Origin of the sequence: Neotamlana laminarinivorans, assembly GCF_020523925.1 — a bacterium.
GTDB classification, from domain to species: Bacteria; Bacteroidota; Bacteroidia; order Flavobacteriales; family Flavobacteriaceae; genus Neotamlana; species Neotamlana laminarinivorans.
Genome location: NZ_JAJAPW010000001.1, coordinates 64,538 through 87,082 on the forward strand (window position 1 = coordinate 64,538; position 22,545 = coordinate 87,082).

19 protein-coding genes are annotated in these 22,545 nt (G+C 31.7%); 7 read left to right on the forward strand and 12 right to left on the reverse strand.

Annotated elements, in window-relative coordinates:
* The gene (locus LG649_RS00250; protein ID WP_226539581.1) at positions 1 to 1,320 is read right to left on the reverse strand and encodes a hydroxymethylglutaryl-CoA reductase, degradative; all 1,320 of its coding nucleotides are present in this window, start codon (positions 1,318 to 1,320) and stop codon (positions 1 to 3) included.
* 152 nt (positions 1,321 to 1,472) lie between these two features.
* Between LG649_RS00250 and LG649_RS00255 the strand changes: the two genes are divergently transcribed.
* The 5 genes from LG649_RS00255 to LG649_RS00275 all read left to right on the forward strand — a co-directional run bounded on the left by LG649_RS00255 (position 1,473) and on the right by LG649_RS00275 (position 7,964).
* Positions 1,473 to 3,710 carry a S9 family peptidase gene (locus LG649_RS00255; RefSeq protein WP_226539597.1) on the forward strand — a complete coding sequence of 746 codons (2,238 nt, stop codon included), beginning with the start codon at positions 1,473 to 1,475 and terminating at the stop codon, positions 3,708 to 3,710.
* Positions 3,711 to 3,737: 27 nt separating this feature from the next.
* Positions 3,738 to 5,291, forward strand: a complete 1,554-nt coding sequence (locus tag LG649_RS00260; protein WP_226539599.1) for a peptide MFS transporter — start codon at positions 3,738 to 3,740, stop codon at positions 5,289 to 5,291.
* A gap of 10 nt (positions 5,292 to 5,301) precedes the next feature.
* Complete coding sequence (locus LG649_RS00265; protein WP_226539601.1) at positions 5,302 to 6,834, forward strand: peptide MFS transporter; 1,533 nt, start codon at positions 5,302 to 5,304, stop codon at positions 6,832 to 6,834.
* A gap of 91 nt (positions 6,835 to 6,925) precedes the next feature.
* A complete protein-coding gene (locus LG649_RS00270; protein ID WP_226539603.1) occupies positions 6,926 to 7,474 on the forward strand; it encodes a thioredoxin family protein in 549 nt (182 codons plus the stop codon).
* 13 nt (positions 7,475 to 7,487) lie between these two features.
* On the forward strand, positions 7,488 to 7,964 hold the full coding sequence (locus LG649_RS00275) for a thioredoxin family protein (RefSeq protein WP_226539614.1): 477 nt from the start codon (positions 7,488 to 7,490) through the stop codon (positions 7,962 to 7,964).
* A 4-nt stretch (positions 7,965 to 7,968) separates the two neighbouring features.
* Here the strand turns inward: LG649_RS00275 and LG649_RS00280 are convergent, their stop codons facing one another.
* The 5 genes from LG649_RS00280 to surE are packed head-to-tail and all read right to left on the reverse strand — an operon-like array spanning position 7,969 to position 12,744.
* Positions 7,969 to 10,008 carry a ComEC/Rec2 family competence protein gene (locus LG649_RS00280; protein WP_226539616.1) on the reverse strand — a complete coding sequence of 680 codons (2,040 nt, stop codon included), beginning with the start codon at positions 10,006 to 10,008 and terminating at the stop codon, positions 7,969 to 7,971.
* 47 nt (positions 10,009 to 10,055) lie between these two features.
* A complete protein-coding gene (locus LG649_RS00285) occupies positions 10,056 to 10,565 on the reverse strand; it encodes a C40 family peptidase (RefSeq protein ID WP_226539625.1) in 510 nt (169 codons plus the stop codon).
* A gap of 5 nt (positions 10,566 to 10,570) precedes the next feature.
* Positions 10,571 to 11,683 carry a lipid-A-disaccharide synthase gene (lpxB, locus tag LG649_RS00290; RefSeq protein ID WP_226539626.1) on the reverse strand — a complete coding sequence of 371 codons (1,113 nt, stop codon included), beginning with the start codon at positions 11,681 to 11,683 and terminating at the stop codon, positions 10,571 to 10,573.
* A gap of 7 nt (positions 11,684 to 11,690) precedes the next feature.
* The gene (locus LG649_RS00295) at positions 11,691 to 11,975 is read right to left on the reverse strand and encodes a hypothetical protein (RefSeq protein WP_262904459.1); all 285 of its coding nucleotides are present in this window, start codon (positions 11,973 to 11,975) and stop codon (positions 11,691 to 11,693) included.
* On the reverse strand, positions 11,968 to 12,744 hold the full coding sequence (gene surE, locus LG649_RS00300) for a 5'/3'-nucleotidase SurE (RefSeq protein ID WP_226539628.1): 777 nt from the start codon (positions 12,742 to 12,744) through the stop codon (positions 11,968 to 11,970). The genes LG649_RS00295 and surE overlap by 8 nt, the downstream gene beginning before the upstream one ends.
* Positions 12,745 to 12,923: 179 nt before the next feature.
* Between surE and LG649_RS00305 the strand changes: the two genes are divergently transcribed.
* Positions 12,924 to 15,059: a carboxy terminal-processing peptidase gene (locus LG649_RS00305; RefSeq protein ID WP_226539630.1), complete on the forward strand. Its 2,136-nt coding sequence runs from the start codon at positions 12,924 to 12,926 to the stop codon at positions 15,057 to 15,059.
* 7 nt (positions 15,060 to 15,066) lie between these two features.
* The gene (locus tag LG649_RS00310; RefSeq protein ID WP_226539632.1) at positions 15,067 to 16,161 is read left to right on the forward strand and encodes an ABC transporter permease; all 1,095 of its coding nucleotides are present in this window, start codon (positions 15,067 to 15,069) and stop codon (positions 16,159 to 16,161) included.
* Positions 16,162 to 16,243: 82 nt separating this feature from the next.
* On the opposite strand, the gene LG649_RS00315 is transcribed toward LG649_RS00310, so the two are convergent.
* The 6 genes from LG649_RS00315 to LG649_RS00340 form a co-directional block, all read right to left on the reverse strand.
* Positions 16,244 to 16,948, reverse strand: a complete 705-nt coding sequence (locus LG649_RS00315; RefSeq protein ID WP_226539634.1) for a cupin domain-containing protein — start codon at positions 16,946 to 16,948, stop codon at positions 16,244 to 16,246.
* A gap of 103 nt (positions 16,949 to 17,051) precedes the next feature.
* A complete protein-coding gene (yidD, locus tag LG649_RS00320) occupies positions 17,052 to 17,273 on the reverse strand; it encodes a membrane protein insertion efficiency factor YidD (RefSeq protein WP_226539636.1) in 222 nt (73 codons plus the stop codon).
* A gap of 87 nt (positions 17,274 to 17,360) precedes the next feature.
* Positions 17,361 to 18,845: a cysteine--tRNA ligase gene (gene cysS / locus LG649_RS00325; protein ID WP_226539638.1), complete on the reverse strand. Its 1,485-nt coding sequence runs from the start codon at positions 18,843 to 18,845 to the stop codon at positions 17,361 to 17,363.
* Positions 18,846 to 18,911: 66 nt separating this feature from the next.
* Complete coding sequence (folE, locus tag LG649_RS00330; protein ID WP_226539640.1) at positions 18,912 to 19,589, reverse strand: GTP cyclohydrolase I FolE; 678 nt, start codon at positions 19,587 to 19,589, stop codon at positions 18,912 to 18,914.
* Positions 19,590 to 19,749: 160 nt separating this feature from the next.
* Positions 19,750 to 21,348: an OmpP1/FadL family transporter gene (locus LG649_RS00335; protein WP_226541072.1), complete on the reverse strand. Its 1,599-nt coding sequence runs from the start codon at positions 21,346 to 21,348 to the stop codon at positions 19,750 to 19,752.
* 22 nt (positions 21,349 to 21,370) lie between these two features.
* Complete coding sequence (locus LG649_RS00340) at positions 21,371 to 22,453, reverse strand: hypothetical protein (protein WP_226539642.1); 1,083 nt, start codon at positions 22,451 to 22,453, stop codon at positions 21,371 to 21,373.
* Positions 22,454 to 22,545: the final 92 nt, after the last annotated feature.

Here is a 22,545-nt window from a genome sequence, read left to right on the forward strand (position 1 = left end):
TTAATTATTTGCTCTTAGGTTAGTAATAGCTTCAACCACTGCGCTGTGGGAAACTGTTTGGTTTTCAAATTGTTTGCTTAGGATTTCTTTTTCGGTTTTAGTAGCTTCAAACTGATTTAAAATATTCATTAAATGCATTTTCATGTGCCCTTGCTGAATACCTGTAGTTGTAAGCGAACGTAAAGCGGCAAAATTTTGTGCTAAACCTGCAACAGCAACAATTTGCATTAATTCTTTAGCCGATGGTTTTCCTAACATTTCTAAGGCTAATTTTACTAAAGGGTGTAAGCCTGTTAATCCGCCAACGGTACCTAAAGCCAAAGGGATTTCCATCCAAAAGGTGAAAACACCATCTTCAATTTTGGCATGAGATAAACTACTATATGTACCGTTTTTACAAGCATAGGCATGCACACCAGCTTCAATGGCTCTAAAATCGTTTCCCGTAGCCAGTACTACGGCGTCAATACCATTCATGATACCTTTATTGTGTGTAACTGCCCGGTATGGTTCTACTTCGGCTATGTTTACTGCTTGTACAAATTTTTCCGCGAAAGCGTTACCTTCAATATTTTTTTCAGTTAAATCGTCTACTTTACAACTAACTTCTGCGCGAACCAAGCATTCTGGAACATAGTTAGATAGAATACTCATTACAATTTCAATTTGTTTTTCTTCTTCAGAAAATAAATCAAAATTTAAAGCTTCAGTTTTTAGGGTTTTTGCAAATTGCTCAAGGCAGGAATTTATAAAATTAGCACCCATAGCGTCTAACGTTTCAAACGAAACGTGAAGCTGATAGTAGTTTGCTAAACTTTCGGTTTTATCGCGTAATTCTATATCTAAAATACCACCACCACGCTTTTCCATATTTTGCGTAATGCTTTTGGCATCTATTAAAAGTTGAGGTTTTACTATTTTAAAAAACTGTTTAAGTTTTTGTTTATCACCTTTATAATTAAAATGAACTTGACCAATTTTTGTGGTTGAAATTACTTTGGTTTTAAATCCGCCTCTTTCCATCCAAAATTTTGCAGCTTTACTTGCGGCCGCCACCACCGAGCTTTCCTCGATAGCCATTGGTATGGTATAAATTTTATTGTTTATAGAAAAATTAGGGGCGACACCAAGGGGTAAATAATAGTTTGTAATGGTGTTTTCTATAAATTCATCATGCAATTGTTGAAGCTTTTCATCGCTATTCCAGTATTGTGTTAGTACGTTTTTAGCATTTTCAGAATCAGAAAAATAGGTGTTAACAATCCAATCAATTTTTTGTGTTTTCGATAGTTTCGAAAAACCAGAAATAGTTTTACTCATAAGGTATTAAGTTGCAGCGCAAAGATACTATTCTTCATTTAGTTTTAAATAACCAATTAATACAAGCTTCTTATTAAAGTGTTAATTTTAGGTAGTTTTTGCATAATTTTTAGTAAACTTGGGCACATTTTGAAAAATAAATATCTTTTTTAATGAATAACCTAAAATTATCCTTTTTGTTTTGCCTTTTTATATCTTCAATAAGTATAGCGCAAACAAAAGAAATTACCCTAGAAGACATTTGGAAAAACAGAACCTTTAGCACAGAACATATGGATGTGTTGCATTCCATGGCTAATGGGCAACAATATTCTGTATTAAATTTTAATAGAGCAGAAAGAAGCACTTCAATAGATATTTACGATTATAAAACACTAGAGAAGGTTAAAACTTTGGTTAGTTCTGCTAATTTAGATGAAATACCGTACTTTACAAATTACACATTTAGTGAAGATGAAACTATGGTTTTACTTGCAACAGAAGAAGAAGCTATATTTCGTCGTTCATCTTTAGGAAAGTATTTTGTGTATAATGTTAAATCAAAAACTTTACAAAGTGTAAGCGATTTTAAAATACAAGAACCTACGTTTTCACCTAACGGGAAATTTATAGCCTACGGTTATCAAAACAATTTATATTATAAAAATTTAGAAACTAATGAAGTTACACAAATAACTTTTGATGGTAAGAAAAATGAAATTATAAACGGTATTACAGATTGGGTTTACGAAGAAGAATTTAGCTTTGTTCGTGCTTTCGATTGGAATTCAGGAAGTAACAAAATTGCATTTATTCGTTTTGACGAAACTAACGTTCCAGAATTTTCAATGGATGTTTATGGTAATGCGCTTTACCAAACTCAACATGTTTTTAAATATCCAAAAGCAGGAGAAGCTAACGCTTTAGTTTCATTACATATTTTTGATGCTGAAACTGGTAAAACAGAAGAAGTAAAGGTAGATAAGGCTTACAATGATTTTTATATTCCTAGAATAAAATGGACAAATAATCCAGATGTTTTAAGTGCACAATACATGAACAGACACCAAAATGAACTAGATTTATGGTTTGTAAATGCAGCAAAAAATACATCAAACTTAGTTTTAGCCGAAACCGATAAAGCTTATATTGACGTAACGTTTAACTTAACCTTTTTAAAGGATAATAGTTTTATCTGGACTAGTGAAAAAGATGGATACAACCACATTTATCACTACGATAAAACAGGGAAATTAATTAACCAAGTTACAAAAGGAAATTGGGAAGTAACCGATTATTATGGGTTCGATGAAAAAACAAAAACTATTTTTTATCAATCTGTAGAAAATGGTTCTATTAATAGAGATGTTTATTCTATTAAATTAAACGGAAGAAATAAAAAGCGCTTAACTAAAACCGAAGGAACAAATCAAGCTGCTTTTAGTGCCGACTTTTCATATTTTATAAATACTTTTTCAAGTGCAACTACTCCTTACGAGTATACTTTAAATAGTGCCTCATCAGGGAATTTAATAAAGAGTATAAAAGATAACGATAAATTATCGCAAAAACTTGCAGATTATAAAACATCAAAAAAAGAGTTTAGTACCATACATGTAAACGGTAACGATTTAAATATGTGGATGATTAAACCTGCCGATTTTGATGAAACTAAAAAATATCCGCTTTTTATGTATCAATATTCTGGTCCTGGTTCGCAGCAAGTGGCTAATAAATGGAACAGTTCTAACGATTATTGGTACCAAATGTTAGCCCAAAAAGGTTATATAATTGTTTGTGTAGATGGCAGAGGAACAGGTTTTAAAGGAGCCAATTTTAAAAAGGTTACACAAAATGAACTTGGAAAATATGAAGTTGAAGACCAAATAGCCGCAGCTAAAAAACTTAGAGAATTACCATATATTGATGCTAACAGAATAGGAATTTGGGGCTGGAGTTTTGGTGGTTTTATGAGTAGTAATTGCTTGTTTAAAGGAAACGATGTGTTTAAAATGGCTATTGCGGTTGCTCCAGTAACTAGCTGGCGTTTTTACGATACCATTTACACAGAACGTTATATGACAACTCCACAGGAAAACCCAACTGGTTACGACGAAAATTCACCAATAAATCACGTAGATAAGTTAAAAGGCGATTTTCTTTTAGTTCATGGTACTGCCGATGATAATGTACACGCCCAAAACGCTATGCGATTAACAGAAGCTTTAATTCAAGCGAATAAACAATTCGATTGGGCTATGTATCCAGATAAAAACCATGGCATTTACGGTGGAAATACAAGACTGCATTTGTATACTAAAATGAGCAATTTTATCGATGAAAACTTAGGCGATAAAATAATATCCGAAAAGCAAGAAGAAACAAAAACCAAATCAAATATTAAAGGATAATAATTAACTAACTATCAAAATATATTTATGACTAACTCTAACACAGAAGCATATAAGCGAGAACTTTTTGGGCAGCCAATAGGTTTGTATATTCTATTTTTAACTGAAATGTGGGAGCGATTTTCCTATTACGGAATGCGTGCACTTTTGGTACTTTATATGACTACTTCTTCTTCAGGAGAAGACCCGAGAGGAGCTGGTTTAGACTGGACAAGTAAAGAAGCACTTGCTCTTTATGGTTGGTATACAATGCTGGTATATGTAATGTCTATTCCAGGTGGTATGATAGCGGATAAAGTTATTGGACAAAAAAAAGCAGTTTTATACGGAGCTGTTGTTTTATGTTTAGGGCATGGTGTTCTAGTTTTAACTGATGTTTGGGCTTTTTACACTGGCTTAGCTTTAGTTATTTTAGGAGTTGGGTTATTAAAACCTAATATATCTACTATGGTTGGGGGATTATATAAACAAGGTGATATAAGACGTGATAAAGGATTTAGTATTTTTTACATTGGTATTAACTTAGGTTCTTTATTAGCAACATTAACTGTTGGTTTAGTAGTAGCTAAGTGGGGTTGGCATGCTGGTTTTGGTCTTGCAGGTATAGTTATGGTATTAGGTTTAATAAATTATATTATCGGACAAAAATACTTAACTCATGTTGGTAACTTGAGTAAAAAAGAAAATAATCAAGAGGTTTCATATGGAAAACTATACGGAAAATTAGCGTCTTCAAGAAAACAATTAATTATTACATTAGCTTTATTGGTCTTGTCCATATTTGGATGGTATAAAATGGGATGGGGTTATGGTATGTTGTTTATGTTTTTAACAGCTATAACTTCTTTATTAATGATGATATATAAAGATCTAAATTCAAATATATATAAAGATAGGTTTGTAGTTCTTTTATTATCATTTATAATGGTTATAATATTTTGGGGAGCGTTCGAGCAAGCAGGAGGTTTAATGAATCTTTATACAGATACCAAAACAGATCGAGTATTATTCGGTTGGACTATACCAACCGTTATGTTTCAAAGTTTAAACGCTGGTTTTATAATTATATTTGCAACAATAGTTGCTGGGTTTTGGGCAAAAAGGAAATTAAAAGGTAAGGAAGCCTCTTCACTTTTTAAAATGGCTTTAGGGATTATTATTATGGGATTTGGATTTCTTTTTATGGTATTTGCTGCAATGGAATATGAAAAATCGGGAAGCTCTAGTATGATTTGGCTTGTTTTAGCTTATTTATTTCATACGTTGGGGGAGCTTTGTATATCTCCAGTTGCATTATCTTTTATTACAAAATTAGCCCCGGTTAAATATGCTTCTTTAATGATGGGGGTTTATTTCGCAGCAACGGGTTTAGGTAATAAAGTAGCTGGAATTGTTGGTGAATCAGCTTCAAAATATGGTGAGTATACTATATTTACAGGAATATTAATTTTTACAGTTATTATAGGTGTTCTTTTTATTGCAATACTTAAACCTTTAAAACGACTTACTCACAAAGCAGAAGATAACGAGCGCAAAATTGGCATAGACGAAGCAGAAGGCTTTGAGTTAGCAGATAATTAAAATTATTTTCATGAATTCAACCGAAAACACTGCAGAATTTAGTCTGTTAGGTCACAAACCGGCTTTATTTGTTTTATTTTTTACCGAAATGTGGGAGCGTTTTTCATATTACGGTATGCGCGCCATATTTGTACTATTCTTGGTAAAAAGCTGGGATTGGAGTAATGAACGCGCCGTAGGATTATTAGCTATTTATACAAGTACGGTATATTTAACACCATTGGTTGGTGGAATTATAGCCGATAAATTATTAGGTTACCAAAAAGCAGTTGCTTTAGGTGCTTTAGCCATGACGTTGGGGCATGCCTCCATGGCTTTAGAAACCGAAATGACATTGTACATAGGTATAGCCTGTTTAATAATAGGAAATGGTTTATTTAAGCCTAATGTAACATCAATAGTTAGTGGTTTATATGAGAAATATCCAGATAGAAAAGATGGGGCATTTACTATTTTTTATATGGGGGTTAACGCTGGAGGCTTTTTAGGAGTTTTACTATGTGGTTTTTTAGCTAGTAACTTAAGTTATTCTTGGGGATTTGGTTTAGCTGGAATTTTTATGTTTTTAGGAACATTACAATTTTGGTTTGGTAGATCTATTTTTGAAAATGTTGGAACAGAACCAAACAAGAAATCAGATATAGAAAAGATAGGAGTTTCAGAAGTTGTTAATGAAGAATTAACGCCAAAAAATATACAACGAGATCGTTATATTGTTGTTGCGCTTTTAGCTTTTTTTACAGTGTTTTTCTGGACAGCTTTCGAGCAAGCCAGTGGTTCTATGACTATTTTTGCTAGTGATTACACGCAAAGAAACTTACAAGGCAATTCAGCACTAATTTTCAAAGTTGTAGATGTATTAGTTTCCACAGTTCCGTTACTTATTATTTCATGGGTACTTTTAAAATTATTTGGGCAAACCTTTAAAAAAATATCATTGTCTAATATTGTTTTAGGTATTAGTTTTTTAAGTATTTGGGCAATTGTAATCTGGAAATTAAGTATAATAATACCAAAAGAAAATGCAGAAATAGAGCCGTCATGGTTTCTAATTTTAAACTCATTATTTATTATTTTCTTAGCACCTTTATTCTCAAAGTGGTGGGAAAGTAAATATAATCCGTCAGCAGCTGTTAAGTTTGGTGTAGGTATGTTGCTTTTAGGTATAGGTTTTGGAGCATTGGCTTATGGTTCTAGCGGAATTCCACAAGGCGCAAAATCGGCATCAGTAAGTTTAATTTGGTTAGTTATTGCTTACTTGTTTCATACTATGGGTGAGTTATGTGTTTCGCCTACTGGTTTATCCTATGTATCCAAATTAGTGCCAGCTAAAAAAATAGGAATGATGTTTGGTATATGGTATTTAGTAAATTTCTTAGGAAACTTAACAGCAGGAACAGTAGGTAAATATATAGATACTATTGTAGAGCAATATTCAATGTCTCATTTTTTCTTAATATTTACGGTTATACCTGGAATTGTGGGTGGTATTTTCTTAATTCTAAACCCATTAATTAAAAAACTTATGCACGGTATTCGATAAATAGCAATAAAACATAAAAAAATATTACAAAATGCTCCTTTTAAGGGGCATTTTTTGTAAGTTCGGAACAACTTTTGTTACTTAAGTAATTATGAAAAAGATACTTTATACATTAATAGTAATTTTAGCTTTTAGCTTTAATTGTAAAGCTCAAGACATAAATTGGTTGAGTTTAAACGAAGCTTTAGAGCTTCAAAAAACAGCACCTAAAAAAATACTCATGGATGTTTACACAACTTGGTGTGGACCATGTAAAATGTTAGATAAAAATACCTTTCAAAACGAAGACGTTTCAGCTTATATAAACGAGCATTATTATGCGGTTAAATTTAATGGAGAAGGTAATGAAGAGTTAATTTATAACGAACAAACTTTTGGTAATGCAGAGTATGATGCCTCAAAGGCTAATTCGAGAAACTCACCTCATGATTTTGCTAGGTATTTACAAATTAGCGCATATCCAACAATTGTGTTTTTTGATGAAAAAGGTAATTTAATAACGCCGTTAAGAGGTTATCAAACCCCGGCACAGATCGAAATTTACTTAAAAATGTTTAAAAACGATCATCATAAAACCATAACATCTCAAGAAGAATTTAATACTTATTACGAGAATTTTAAACCAGAATTTAAGGGTTAAAAAATGAAATGCTATGAAAAAAAATCTACTTATAATTTTTATTACAATTGGTTTTTCTTTTGTAAGTAAAGCTCAAGAAGAAGCATTAACTTGGCATACAGATATGAATAAAGCCTTTGAAAAGGCTAGCTTAGAAAACAAACCGTTGATGATTTTTTTTACCGGATCAGATTGGTGCGGATGGTGTATTAGGTTACAAAACGAAGTTTTTAAAACGCCAGATTTTAAAACCTGGGCAAAAAATAATGTTATTTTAGTAGAGTTAGATTTTCCTAGAAAAAAACAATTAGAACGTGAGCAACTTATGCAAAACTATCAGCTTCAAAAAATGTTTAAAGTAACAGGGTATCCGTCAGTTCATTTTGCATTAGCAAGTTCTACACAAGACGGTAATAAAAATTTAAACAGTTTAGGAAAAACAGGTTATGTTCGTGGTGGCGCAGTAAAATGGTTAGAAATAGCCAATAATATTGTTAATCAAGCCAATTAAAAACTTAATAATTTATAATAAAAGCGCCCTTTTTACTGGTTTGGTGAAAAGGGATTTCTTTTTTTAAACAAATGCGTTCCCAATGTGCTATGTAGCTTTTATAGTTACTTCCATCTGCAATAATCTGTTTAGGTTTAAGCGAATCAATCAATCGGTTTAAATTAATTTTTGGTGATTGCCGCAGTAATACATAATCTGGTTTTACGGATTTATAATTATAAATTCCCAGGCTATCAATAACTAAAACATATTTATCCTTTAGCTTAAATAGCGTTTTTAAATTTTCTTTTTCAACAGATTTAATATGGTTTCCTACGGTATAATCTTTTATAATTTTATTGTTATTTTTTAATAAGCTATCTAAATCATCAAAAACAATAATATTATCATTTTTCACATCTGCAAGTAAACTATATCTACTTTTATGAAATACAATAAATGTATTTGTTGGTTTCTTAAACTTGGTATAAAAAATAGCAAGTTGTACAACTATTATTGAAATTAGAAAAAACTTAAAAGAAGCAACGTGTTTTTTTATTAAAAACCATACTAATGTTATTATAAAAATATATGAAGCAAAAACATACCAAATATTAAAGGGAATGTCTTTAAATATAAAGGCTTCTTGGTAAGATACCCAACTTATAAAATTATTCATTAAGCGTATAATGTACCCAAATGTTGAAGCTACAAAATTGTACGGAATGTTGCATATTGCTAGCAAGATTACTAAAATTCCTAATGCTAAAACAATACCTAATAACGGAATTACAACAAGATTTGAAATAAAAAATAAACCAGGAAATTGATGAAAATAACATAAACTAATAGGTATAATACCTAGTTGTGCAGAAATGGTTATTGTAAAAGTATGCCAATATTTATCTAGAATCCAGTTTTTGGGCTGCCAAATTTTATACAAAAAAGGATCTATTGTTACTATTGAAAATACAGCCAAATAACTTAATTGGAAGCCAACATCAAACAAAAACATGGGTTTAATTAATAAAAGAACAAAAACCGATATAGCCAACGTATTAAATATATTGGTTGGGCGTTTTATGTTCATAGCTATGGCCACAATACTAAACATAGTTACAGCTCGTGTTACAGAAGCCGATAAACCGGCAATAACAGCAAAGCACCACAGTATAAATACCAGAAGAATAGTTTTTAAAATGCTGCCATATTTTAATTGCGTTATAGGTTTTAAAATAAAATTTAATATTATTAAAATAATACCCACATGTAATCCTGAAACGGCTAAAATATGTATTGCTCCAGCATTAGTGTAATTTGTGTAAACAGCTTTACTTATATCTTGACGTTGACCTAAAAATAAAGCATTAATTATTGCCAATTCATCGGTTTTAAAATTGTAAGCCTCCAACTTTTTATTAATAAAAATCCTAATATTATCAGCAAGACCAAGTAAGCTGATTTTTTTTGAGCCACTATAATAAAGCGCATTGTTAGTAGTAAATACTTGATGATAAATGTATTGTTTCTCTAAATACTTTTTATAGTCAAATTGATGAGGGTTTAAAGGATGAATTAAATCTTTAAATTGTAATTTACTAATGTATATATCATCAACTTTTAAAAGATTGTAGGTTGTGTCCTTTTCAATATTTATAAGAATTTTGCCTTTAGTGGTTTCATCCTCAAGACTAAGTATATCAACAATGTATTTATCATAATAATTTCCAGGTTTTAAAACCTCACGCACTTTAAACTTAATAGTATGGGTTGATGTATTGTTTAGCGAGACTTTTTGCGTGTAATGGTTTTTAAAATTAATTGGATTATGAAGCTTTACAGTTAAAGCACCAATAATAATCATAGAAATAAAGGTAAATAAGCCAAACCAAACAGATTGTTTAAACTTATTTTTATTTATTATGTAAATAATAAATAATATAAAAATAAAAACAAAAGCAATTACAAGTAAAAGAGTCAAGTTTATAGAAGTGAAGTAGCCTAATAATATTCCTGTAATTAAGCAAATAGTTAATTTAATTATGGTAAAACTAAGCAACTTCATAGGTCTGTAAGTTAATAAAAATCTTACAGATTTGTGGCTTTCCGAATTTAAAGTATGCTTCGAGCTTCAACAAAAGCATTTAGCCAATACTTCTCATTTAAACCAGAAACAATAACACCTTTACTAGTTGTGGCGTGAATAAATTTAATATCATTATTTCTTATATCAACTATAAGTCCTACATGGTTAATAGTACTACGTTTATTTTTTCCTGTTTTAAAAAATAATAAATCACCTTTATGCACATTTTTTAAACTAATTTTTGTGCCACGTTTAGCCATGTCTCTAGATATTCGTGGTATTTGTACATTGTTAGCTGTAAAAGAGGTGTAAATTAAGCCAGAGCAATCCATTCCTTTTTTTGTAGTGCCACCCCATTTATATTTTACACCTTTAAATTGAGTAGCGTAATTAATAATATTTTGAGCTTTAGAGCTACTTTTAGTAGATTTTGTAACTGTTTTTTTTGTAGATGATTTTGTGCTTTTTGCAGTTTTTGAAGATTTACAGTTGCTAAATGAAATGGTTAAAATAAGTAGGAAAATAATTTTTTTCATGTAGGTTATGAGGTTATAGATTGGTATATAAGTTTGGCTGTTTTTTCGCTTGCACCTTTGCCGCCTAATGTTTTTTCAAGCTCGTAATAGTTTAAAAACATTTTTTTTCTGTTCTCTGTATCTAATATTTTATCAAGCTCTAGTTTTAGTTTTTTAGTATTAAAATCGTTTTGTATAAGTTCGGTAACAACTTCTTTATCCATAACCAAATTTACTAATGATATATATTTAAGTGTAATTATACGTTTAGCTATTTGGTATGAAATATTACTAGCCTTGTAGCAAACAACTTGCGGAATTTTAAATAGGGCAGTTTCTAAAGTTGCGGTGCCAGAAGTTACCAACGCAGCTGTAGATATACTTAGTAAATCATAAGTTTTATTACTTATAAATTTTACATTTTTTGAGCTTATAAAGGTTTCGTAAAAACTATAATCTTGACTTGGAGCACCAGCTATAACGAATTGATAATTTGGGTAATCATCAATTAAACTTAACATTACTGTAAGCATTTTAGTTATTTCTTGTTTGCGGCTTCCTGGTAAAAGGGCTATGATGGGTTTATTTCCTAAGTTATAGGTTACTCTAAACTGTTTTTCTTCAATTTGAGTTCTATCTGCGATGGCATCTATTAGTGGGTGGCCAACAAAGTTTACTTTATAATTATATTTTTTATAAAATTCTTCAACAAAAGGTAAAATAACGTACATGGCATCAATATCACGTTTTATGTCGTGTACACGTTTTGCACGAGAGGCCCAAACTTGTGGTGAAATATAGTAGTTGGTTTTAAAACCTTCTTGTTTAGCCCATTTAGCTATGCGTAAATTAAATCCTGAATTATCTATAAAGATAATTACATCTGGCATAAAGGCTTTAATGTCTTCTTTACAAAAAGTAATAAGTTTAAAAATTTTATTTAGGTTTAAAATAACTTCAATAAAGCCCATAAAAGCACGCTCTTTGTAATGTTTCACTAAAGTGCCCCCAACATTTTGCATAGCATCTCCTCCCCAAAATCTAATGTTAGCATTGGGGTCCTCTTTATATAAAGCCTTCATGAGGTTTGAGCCATGTAAGTCGCCTGAAGCTTCGCCTGCAAGAATGTAATATTTCATTTTAAAATTAAAAGAGTTTAAACACAAAGGTACAAACGGCTAAAATAACTGTAATTAACAGTACGCCTCTTGCTCTGTAATCTTTACGTTTTTTTATAAAAACGAAAAAAGCAATAAGGTTTAAAACGGCACCCAAACTTATTAGTTTTCCTAAAAAACCTTCTTTAGCTGCGGCTTTTATAACTGTTGTAAAATCGTCGCCACCCCCAAGTAAGGTTGCGGCAAGAATTAAACCAATGCTATTTGCAATAAGGCCAACAAGAATACCTATAAAAATATCTTTTTTAATCATTTAAATTCCATGTTTTTAATTCATTTATAAATTTATGTGCAGTTAAATCGAACTGCACAGGAACTACCGAAATATAATTGTTTTCAAGAGCCCACTCATCGGTATCTTTTCCTTCATCTAAATTAACAAATTTACCAGTTAGCCAATAATAGTTTTTGCCTTGTGGGGTTTGCCTTTTATCAAATTCTTCAACCCAATTAGATCGTGCCTGTCTTGAAATTTTTATACCCTTTATACTTTTATAGTTTACATTAGGAATGTTAACATTTAAAACAATGCCTTCTGGCAAACCATGTTTTATAACCTGTTGCGCTATGGTTTTTACAAAAGGTTTAGCTGGTTCAAAATTGGCATTATTACTATAATCTAAAAGTGAAAAACCAATGGCAGGTATGCCTTCTATACCGGCCTCAATAGCAGCACTCATTGTACCAGAATAAATAACGTTTATAGCAGAGTTTGATCCGTGGTTAATGCCAGATACACATAAGTCTGGTGTTCTATCTAAAATTTCTCTTATTGCAATTTTTACGCAATCGGCAGGAGTACCCGAACAGCTATATTCTTTTTGTGGTCCGTTATCAATTTTTACAGGGTCGGCAAATAGTGTAGAATAGAGGGTTATGGCGTGTCCCATGCCACTTTGTGGACTGTCTGGCGCAACAACAACTACATCACCAATAGTATTCATAACAGCTATCAGTGCACGAATACCTGGAGCATTTACACCATCATCATTAGTTACTAAAATTAACGGTTTTTTTGCCATAATTTATGTTTGGTTATTAACTGCTAAAATACATAAATTACACATCAAACAATCAAATTACTCCCTTTAACAAAAAATTAGTAGCAAATGCTTATATTGGCATACTTTTTTCTACTATTTTAGTAAAAAAAGAATGTTATACTTTTTAGGGCGATTAAATTAAATAGATGAGAAATATTATGAAAAGGAATTATAAAGTAGTGCTTTTAGTGTTGTTATTAGCGTTTGCTTCGTGCAGTTTTACCACAAAAAAATTCGATAATCCAAACAAAGACAAGTTACTTATACAGATTATAACCTTTGTTTTAGAACAAGGACATTTTGATCCTATTGAATTTGATGATACATTCTCAGAGGATTTTTTTAATGATTATATAGCAATAACCGATCCTTTTAAACGCTATTTTTACGAATCTGATATCAAAGAATTTGAAAAATTTAAATTAACTATCGACGATCAGTTAAGAGCCACAGATATTACATTTTTTAATGTAGTTAATCAGCGCATGTTGCAACGTATTCAAGAATCAAAAGAAATTTATAAGTCAGTTTTATCAGAACCTTTTGATTATACGTTAAACGAATCTTACGATACAGATATGGAAAATGCTAGTTTTCCTAAAAGTAAAAAAGAAATGAAAAATCGTTGGAGAAAACAATTAAAGTTTTCTTCTATATCAAACTACGATGATTTAAAAGCTGAAGAAAAACAAAAGAAGGAAAAAGACGCCTCTTACACAATGAAAACCGATGCCCAGATTGAAAAAGAAGCTCGAGAAGCTACTTTAAAATCACTTAACATCATTTTTGAAGACTATATAGATGATCAAACTCGTGAAGATTGGTTTGCTGTTTATGTAAATACAATAGTTGAAGAGTTTGACCCACATACCTATTATTTAGCTCCAAAAAGTAAGGAAGATTTCGACCAACGTATGTCTGGTAAATTAGAAGGAATTGGTGCGCGTTTACAAAAAAGAATGGATTATATTAAAGTTGTAGAGCTAATTTCTGGAGGTCCAGCCTGGAAAGGAGAGGAGTTAGAGGTAGAAGATGTAATTTTAAAAGTAAAGCAAGAAGATGAAGACTTACCAGTTGATATTGTAGGTATGCGTATTAATGATGCGATTAACTACATAAAAGGACCTAAAGGAACTAAAGTAACTTTAACAGTAAAAAAAGTAGATGGAACAATAAAAGATATAACCATTACTAGAGATATTGTTGAAATTTTAGATACTTACGCCAAAGCCTCTGTAGTTGAAAAAGAAGGTCAAAAATTTGGTATTATAAACCTACCTGCTTTTTATGCAGATTTTGATGATTATAAAAATGTTAATGCCGCTAAAGACGTTAAAAATGAAATTGAAAATTTAAAAACAGAAGGCATTGAAGGTTTAGTGTTAGATTTAAGAAACAATGGAGGTGGATCTTTACCAACTGTGGTAGATATGGCGGGCTTGTTCATTAAAGATGGACCTATTGTGCAAGTACGTTCAACAGGAGAAGCTAAGGAAGTTTTAAAAGATAGAGATAAATCTATTTCTTGGGATGGCCCATTAGTTATTTTAGTTAACGAAATCTCAGCTTCGGCATCAGAAATCATGTCTGCAGCAATGCAAGATTATAAAAGAGCTATCATAATTGGAAGTAAACAAACTTACGGAAAAGGTACGGTGCAAAATGTTATGAATTTAAATAGCATGTTACGAAACAATGCTGTTGGTGATTTAGGTGCTTTAGCTTTAACTACACAAAAATATTATCGTATTAATGGGGGGTCTGTACAACTTGAAGGTGTTAAAAGTGATGTTACTGTTCCAGGACGTTTTAGCTATATTAATGTTGGAGAAAAAGACAAAGATAACCCATTGCCATGGGATGAAATTGACGCAGCCATTTATACGCCTTGGGAAAATTATTTTGATTATGATGCTACCATAGCTAAAAGTAAATCACGTATGCACAATAACATGCAAATAAAGTTGATAGATGAAAATGCTAAATGGGTAAAAAGTAAAATAGATGAAACTGTATTTTCTTTAAATTATGATGAATATGTTAAGCAAAACGAAAAAAACGAATTAGAAGCTAAAAAGTTTGATGCTATAGATGATTACAAAAACAATTTAAACTTCTATTCAACTACTTACGAAAAATCGTTATTTGAAACAGATTCAACAGACTTAAAAGAGAAAAGAGAACGTTGGCATAATAGCTTAACAAAAGATGTTTACGTAGAAGAAGCTTTAAATGTTTTACAAGATATAAAAACATCTTACCCTATTGAAAAGGTTGCTACAGTAAAAAATTAACTTTTTTATGGTAAAAAAATCAAATTCATTAAAACAATTAGCGCTCCAAAAATTTAAGAAGAATTTTTGGGGCGTTTTTTGCTTTATTTATATTGTAATTGTAGGGTTAATTTCTGTTTTTGCTTATGCCTTAGCACCCGATAATTCACAATACGCCAATCAAATGCATTTGGCAATACATTCAAAAAAACCAGGTTTCACTGTAAAAGTTTTAACCTTGCCATCCGAGTTAAAAACCAATCAAAGTTTAATAGATAAATTATTTTTTGGAAAAATAAATGCTAATACTGAAGTTCCAATATCTAGTTACAAAATAGAAAATGATACATTAAGATATACTGAGTATTCATCAGATGGCTTAACAGGTAATGAAAAGTTACTAAGCTTGAATGTTTTTCCTAAAAATACAGCAGAAGCCTTTATTACCACAAAAAAATTTATTTTAGGAACCGATAAGTACGGACGCGATTTATTAAGTCGTGTGTTAGTTGGAGCAAGAATCTCCTTTTTTATAGGTTTTGTAGCTGTTTTTATTTCGTTAATTATAGGTGTTTTTATGGGTAGTATTGCGGGGTATTTTGGTGGCAAAATTGATGCTGCAATAATGTGGATTATTAATGTTACCTGGTCTATTCCAACTCTACTTTTAGTAATAGCAATAACATTGGCTTTAGGTAAAGGGTTTTGGCAAGTATTTATAGCAGTAGGTTTAACAATGTGGGTGGAAGTAGCTCGTGTGGTGCGTGGACAAATAATATCGGTTAAAGAAATGCAATATGTAACAGCTGCAAAAGCTCTGGGTTATAGTCATTTCAGGATAATAACAAAGCATATATTACCCAATATTATGGCACCGGTAATTGTAATATCTGCAGCCAATTTTGCATCGGCTATTTTAATAGAAAGCGGGTTAAGTTTTTTAGGTATTGGGGCACAACCACCAATGTCTAGTTGGGGAGCCATGATAAAAGATCATTACAATTATATTATTTTAGGAAAACCTTATTTAGCAATTATTCCTGGACTATGTATTATGAGTTTAGTTATGGCTTTTATGCTTATAGGTAATGCTTTGAGAGATGCTTTAGATGTTAAAAATTAATAACTTTTATTAAACAATAATTTTATAAAAAAGCACATAAATTATAATTTATGTGCTTTTTTACTACTATAAAATACTGTTTCTAATTCATTTTAGGATCCGATCTTAAAACACCAGAATTGGTGTGTACATTTCCAACTTCTGTAATAACAGCTCCTTCTGGACCTGCCATTTGCCAATGAGACGATTCAACTTCTTTTAAATAAGCAAAATCCCCTTCGTTAGCTTCAATAATATGATTTGTGTTTACTTTACCGTCCCAATGGTCTTTTGGTACAACAACTTCTGGAAATTTATCACGATTGTTTTCTCCAACACCCACTATATAACTTTTACCATGCCTTACAAGCCAACCTTCCAATTTAGCAGGATTACCATCGGCTGCAAAGTGTTGGTGTTCACCAAGCATTTGCCCTGGTAATAAAAAGATATCCATAAGCATATATTGGTCTTCTTCATTATTAACAAACATTACAGAGGCTAAACCTAATTTTGCGTAATTACCTTTATTATAATCTGTTAGCCATATTTTTTCTCTTAAGCCATCAAAAATAGGGTAGTTGTGGTATTCTAACATTTCAATTAATGCATCTTTAGCTTTTTCTTCCAGAAAGTTACCTTCACTATCGTAAAATTGATCGTTAGTAAATTTTAATTCCTTGTTTTCTTGTTTTAAAGCAATTTCTTGTGCAGGAACTTCAGTTTTGTTGGGTTTTTCAGTTTTGTTAGCGCAGCTATTTAATAGCATGGTGGTGGCTAAAATTGAAGTTAAGAATACTTTTTTCATACAAGTTAAATTTTAGTGTACTCCAAAAGTAGTATTCAATAATTTGTTTTGTAAACTTTTTCTGTTATAATTTTTTTAAAGTTTTTTAATGTATCGTATAGTTTTAAGGAACTGGGTCGTAACCAGAACCACCCCATGGATGACAACGGGATATACGTTTAATAGCTAACCAGCCACCTTTAATTAAGCCATGTTTTTTTAATGCTTTTACTGTATAGTGTGAACAAGTGGGCTGAAACTTACAAGTAGCAGGAGTTAAAGGCGAAATTAGTATTTGATAAACCTTAATTATAAATAAAAATGGTGCTATTAAAATTTTTTTCATCCTTTGTAAGCTTACCTGAAATTTAAAGGAGGTGTTCTATATTTCAGGGTGTTATGAATCTTAATTTTGTAAACTAAATTAGTGAAATTAATTTACACTAAAAGTTGTTCCATCTTTACCGTCTTTAAGCTGTATACCTGCCGATGCTAATTCATCACGAATTTTATCGGATAAAGCAAAATCTTTATTTGCCCGCGCTTCCTGTCTTAGTTTTATTAAAACATCAACAGCTGCTGCTAGTTTGTCGCCTCCAGATTGGTTAGATTCACTTTCTTTTAAAAGCCCTAAAACATCAAAAGTAAAACTGTTTAATGTATCGGTTAATAATTTTAAATCGGTTTCGTTTAAGGTTTGGCTACCTTCTTTTACTTGATTTATAATTTTAGCACCTTCAAATAAATGCGCAATTAGTATAGGTGTGTTAAAATCGTCGTTCATGGCAGCGTAACACTTTTTTTGCCATTCTTCTATATTTATTGAAGAAGTTTTACCTGCTTTTAGGCTGGGTAAAAGCGAAAGGGCTTCCATTAAACGATTGTATCCTTTTTCACTGGCTTTTAGGCCTTCATCTGTTAAATCTAAAACACTTCTGTATGACGATTGCGCCATAAAAAACCTAATAACACTTGGTGAGTAAGCTTTACTCATTTTATCATTATCTCCTGATAATAATTCGTGTGGGTTAATAGTGTTTCCTGTACTTTTAGACATGCGTTGCCCGTTTAGTTCTAGCATGTTTGCGTGCATCCAATAATTAACAGGAGATTTGCCTAAAGCAGCTTCATTTTGTGCAATTTCGCATTCATGATGTGGGAATTTTAAATCCATTCCGCCACCATGAATATCGAAGGTTTCACCTAAATATTTTGTACTCATGGCTGTACACTCTAGGTGCCAACCAGGGAAACCATCTCCCCAAGGCGAAGGCCATCTCATAATGTGTTCTGGTTCAGCTTTTTTCCATAGTGCAAAATCTTGAGGATTTTTTTTGTCGCTTTGACCATCAAGCGTTCTGGTATTGTGAATTAAATCTTCTAACTTACGTTTACTAAGTTTTCCGTATTCATTAGATTCGTCAAACTTATGAACATCAAAATAAACAGATCCGTTAACTTCGTAAGCAAATCCGTTATCAATTATTTTACCAATTAATTCAATTTGCTCAATAATATGGCCGGTTGCTGTAGGCTCGATACTTGGGGGTAAAAAATTTAAGGTGTTTAAAATGTTATGAAAATCTACGGTATATCGTTGTACAACTTCCATAGGTTCAATTTGTTCTAAACGCGCCTTTTTTGTTATTTTATCTTCACCAACATCGGCATCGTTTTCTAAATGTCCGGCATCTGTAATGTTTCGTACGTAGCGAACTTTATATCCTAAATGTTTTAAATACCTAAAAATAACATCAAAAGACATAAATGTGCGCACATTACCTAAATGTACATTACTGTAAACTGTTGGGCCGCAAACATACATGCCAACATAGCCATCATTAATTGGTTTAAAAATTTCTTTTTGTCCGTTAAGAGAATTGTAAATTTTTATTTGGTTATGCTGGTAAAGTTGCATTGTGTTTTGTTGTTTGTTGATGATGTGTTTGTTTAAAATAAAACGCAAACACGTTAATAAAACATATTAAAATTTAGTGTCTAATTGAATGTAGTCTAAAAATTCGCGTCTAACCGTTTTTTCTTTAAACTTACCTCCGAATTCAGATGTTACGGTGCTACTTTCTATATCGCGAATTCCTCTTGAATTTACACATAAATGCTTTGCATCAATAACGCAAGCTACATCTTCTGTATTTAAAACTTCTTGTAATTCTTTTACAATTTGTATGGTTAAACGCTCTTGTACTTGAGGGCGTTTTGCAAAATAATCAACAATTCTATTCATTTTTGACAAGCCAACAACGGTACCGTTAGATATATATGCAATATGTGCTCTACCAACTATTGGCAATAAATGGTGCTCGCAAGTTGAATATAAAGTGATGTTTTTTTCAACAAGCATTTCACCGTATTTGTATTTGTTATCAAAAGTTGAGGCGCTTGGTTTTGTTTTTGGATTTAAGCCACCAAAAATTTCTTTTACAAACATTTTGGCAACACGATTTGGTGTGCCTTTTAAGCTATCGTCTGTTAAATCTAAGCCTAATGTTTCCATAATATGGCGAACATCGTCTTTAATTATTTCAATTTTTTCTTCGTTGGAAAGCTTAAAGGCGTCTGAGCGAAGTGGAGTGTTTGATGAAGTTCCAATGTGGTCTTCTCCTAAGGTATCATGTTCCTCAATGTTATTGTCAATTTTCATCAGTAAACTTTTTTAGTTTGCAAAGATAAACAATTCCCTTTTTTTATATTTCATACTTTATAAACAAATATTTCAATAGTATAATAGGTTTTGCCTATGCGATATAAAAAAACCTGAATTTTATTTAATTCAGGTTTTTATTATAAGTTTTTTGTATAAATTATATGTTGAAAGCAAGAGATAAAGTTAGGTTTGAGTTTTTCCTGTTAATTGAAGCGGTATCAATTAAACCTAAGTTATACAGCGGCGTTGCGTAAGAACGCTCCCATTGGTCGTAAGTTAAATCTAATTTTGTTTTTCCAAAGCTAATACCTAAACCAAGAGAATAACCTTCTAAATCTCCAACAGTAATGCCGTCTTCGTATGGGCTTTCTTCAAAACGATAACCACCTCTAAAGCTAAATTGTTTATGTTTTAGTTCTCCACCAATTCTGTAGGTTGAAGAGCTTGTAAAAACATTGCTCATAATTTCGTTTTGTTCTTGGTAAAACGCATCATTTGTTGGTTGAAACTCTGTTTTACTATAGTCTTTATTAGAATAATCGAAACTAATTAAACCACGGTTTCCAAAAACGTAAGCTAAACTTCCGGTAATTTTTGATGGGGTTTTTAATTTGTAACGTGGGTAAACGTTAACAATAGTAGAGATGAAACCAATATCGTTAGGAGCATTATTGGAATTTATGTATTGTGTGGTTTCCTCTTCAATGGTATACCAAGTTGGTGAATCGTATGTTAACCCAATACGAAACTCTGGTGTAAGTTTGTAAATTCCGCCAACTTGAAATGAAAAACCATTTCCTGTAGTAGATAATGTGTTGTCAAAATCTATAGCAGTTATAGCCCCACCATTGTCGTTATCTTCTAGTAACGACGTTGTACGATCGTAATTTATAAAATGCGAATTTAAATTTATACCTAAGTAAAGGTTATCCTCATATTGAGTAGCAAAATTAAAAGCTATTTTACCATTATAACCTGTTGAAGTATATAAATAATCGTGTGTGAAATTACCTGTTCCTACATTAGCGATATATTCTGTGTTTTCATCTGTATCTTCAACTGGATCTAAAATATAGGCTTGATATCCTAAGAAAGCTTGTTGAACTCCATAATTTTCAACTTCTCCTAAAAATTGATATCCTAGTTCATAATATAAATGAGGATTGTTGTCAAAGAATTGCTCGGGGTCATTTTGTGCTTGTGAATTGTTAATATAAAAGTAGTCAACAAGTTCTTGGCCACTTGGGGTAAAAATGTATTTTTCTAAACCATCGGTATAATCATAAAAATAACTTGCAATAGAATTGCTAAAGTTTCCATCATCATTCGTATTAACGCCAATAGCATTCCATGAATTATTATAATCGTTCGTTTTATCGTAAGCAATACCTAAAGTTAGTTTTTTCCATGGTGAGTTTGATCGACTTGAAAAAACAAAAGCAGCACCGCCTTGGTTAACATCAAAAGTAGATTCGTTTGTTTTTACATTATTTCCAAAATAATCAGTATTGTTTTTTGCGTTTAAATTAGAAAGCGTAAACGAGAAATGACTACGAGTAAAAACAGCAGAACTTGCAGGGTTAATACTTACAGCACTCATGTCGCCACCTAATGCTCCAAAAGCACCGCTTAATGCTCTAAAGCGAGCAGTACCTTGGATTTCACTTTGTGAATAAAGTAGAGCATCCGATATTTCTTGGGCGTAACTAAAAGCCATAGAGAATAATCCTATGGCTAATAAACTTATCTTTTTCATATATAATTTTGTTTTTTTATTGTTATCTTCTTCTGCTACCACTTGAAGATGAGCGGCTAGAGCTACTACTCCTTGTACCAGATGATGAAGATGATCTTGAAGTTGTACCTCTAGAATAGCTTCTTGAAGACGATGATCTTGATGTTGTGCTTGGTGTATAACTTCTTGAGCTTGATCTTCGTGTATTGTAAGAGCTATTACCAGATCTAGAGGTGTTACTGTTGTAATTTCTACTGGTAGTTGATGTTCTAGATGTAGTACTAGCACTAGGTGTAGCAGTATTAGATGATCGTCTTACAGTTGATGATGTTCTTGTTCCGTTTGAGTTATAAGTGCTGTTTCTTGAAGCTGCAGACACATTATTTGTGCTATAGCTACTTCGTCTAGTAACTGTATTATATTTAGATGTTGTACTTCTTGACGTAGCAGTTGTTCCTGTGTTTACTCGAGTTGCATAGCCTCTTCTTGAAGCGCTATATGAAGCTCTTCTGTTGTAAATACCTGTAGAATATCTGTTATAATAAGGTCTGTTATAAGCCCAACCCCGGTAGTAACCACCACCATAAACATAAGGAGAGTAACCATACCAACCCCAGTTGTTGTACCAACCATTCCAACCATAATTCCAACCGGCGTTCCAACCCCAGTTGTTCCAACGGTTATAACGCCAATTATTCCAGCCCCAACCAAAACCAGCATTCCAGCCCCAATTATTCCAGCCGTTATCTATATAATTTATGGTAACATTATCTGTGGTTTGTCCCCATCCAGCGTAACCTTCGTAATCATTAACAATAGAGTCATTTTCAACAAAATTATCACTTTCGTAGGTATCTATATCTGTGAAAATTTCAGAATCCATTGAAAGGTTTTCAGATTCAATAGATTTTGTTTTGAAATAATTTGTGTAGTAATTATTGTTTGTGTTATTAGAAGAAACATCAGTAACAGGCTCTTCATATTCTGCAGGTGTGCTCGCAGTACCATAAATGCCATCACTATCTCCTCCAACATATTGATAAGACCCGCAAGATACTATGCCAAATAACAAACCAAACAGGCTTATTTTTGATGCATAAGTAAATATGTAGTTTTTAAATTGCATAACTCTTTCTTTTTTATTGTTGAACATCACAAAAATAGTTAGTTTTGCTGAACTATTTTTTTATTTAACATAGTCACAATTTTTGTGCCAAA

Coding starts and splice junctions, on each gene's coding strand:
- LG649_RS00275 (WP_226539614.1), top strand. CDS start 7,488: ATGAAAAAAAATCTACTTATAATTTTTATTACAATTGGTTTTTCTTTT.
- LG649_RS00270 (WP_226539603.1), top strand. CDS start 6,926: ATGAAAAAGATACTTTATACATTAATAGTAATTTTAGCTTTTAGCTTT.
- LG649_RS00295 (WP_262904459.1), bottom strand. CDS start 11,975: ATGATTAAAAAAGATATTTTTATAGGTATTCTTGTTGGCCTTATTGCA.
- LG649_RS00340 (WP_226539642.1), bottom strand. CDS start 22,453: ATGCAATTTAAAAACTACATATTTACTTATGCATCAAAAATAAGCCTG.
- LG649_RS00280 (WP_226539616.1), bottom strand. CDS start 10,008: ATGAAGTTGCTTAGTTTTACCATAATTAAATTAACTATTTGCTTAATT.
- cysS (WP_226539638.1), bottom strand. CDS start 18,845: ATGCAACTTTACCAGCATAACCAAATAAAAATTTACAATTCTCTTAAC.
- LG649_RS00255 (WP_226539597.1), top strand. CDS start 1,473: ATGAATAACCTAAAATTATCCTTTTTGTTTTGCCTTTTTATATCTTCA.
- surE (WP_226539628.1), bottom strand. CDS start 12,744: ATGGCAAAAAAACCGTTAATTTTAGTAACTAATGATGATGGTGTAAAT.
- LG649_RS00260 (WP_226539599.1), top strand. CDS start 3,738: ATGACTAACTCTAACACAGAAGCATATAAGCGAGAACTTTTTGGGCAG.
- LG649_RS00250 (WP_226539581.1), bottom strand. CDS start 1,320: ATGAGTAAAACTATTTCTGGTTTTTCGAAACTATCGAAAACACAAAAA.
- LG649_RS00310 (WP_226539632.1), top strand. CDS start 15,067: ATGGTAAAAAAATCAAATTCATTAAAACAATTAGCGCTCCAAAAATTT.
- LG649_RS00285 (WP_226539625.1), bottom strand. CDS start 10,565: ATGAAAAAAATTATTTTCCTACTTATTTTAACCATTTCATTTAGCAAC.
- LG649_RS00265 (WP_226539601.1), top strand. CDS start 5,302: ATGAATTCAACCGAAAACACTGCAGAATTTAGTCTGTTAGGTCACAAA.
- LG649_RS00335 (WP_226541072.1), bottom strand. CDS start 21,348: ATGAAAAAGATAAGTTTATTAGCCATAGGATTATTCTCTATGGCTTTT.
- LG649_RS00315 (WP_226539634.1), bottom strand. CDS start 16,948: ATGAAAAAAGTATTCTTAACTTCAATTTTAGCCACCACCATGCTATTA.
- yidD (WP_226539636.1), bottom strand. CDS start 17,273: ATGAAAAAAATTTTAATAGCACCATTTTTATTTATAATTAAGGTTTAT.
- lpxB (WP_226539626.1), bottom strand. CDS start 11,683: ATGAAATATTACATTCTTGCAGGCGAAGCTTCAGGCGACTTACATGGC.
- LG649_RS00305 (WP_226539630.1), top strand. CDS start 12,924: ATGAAAAGGAATTATAAAGTAGTGCTTTTAGTGTTGTTATTAGCGTTT.
- folE (WP_226539640.1), bottom strand. CDS start 19,589: ATGAAAATTGACAATAACATTGAGGAACATGATACCTTAGGAGAAGAC.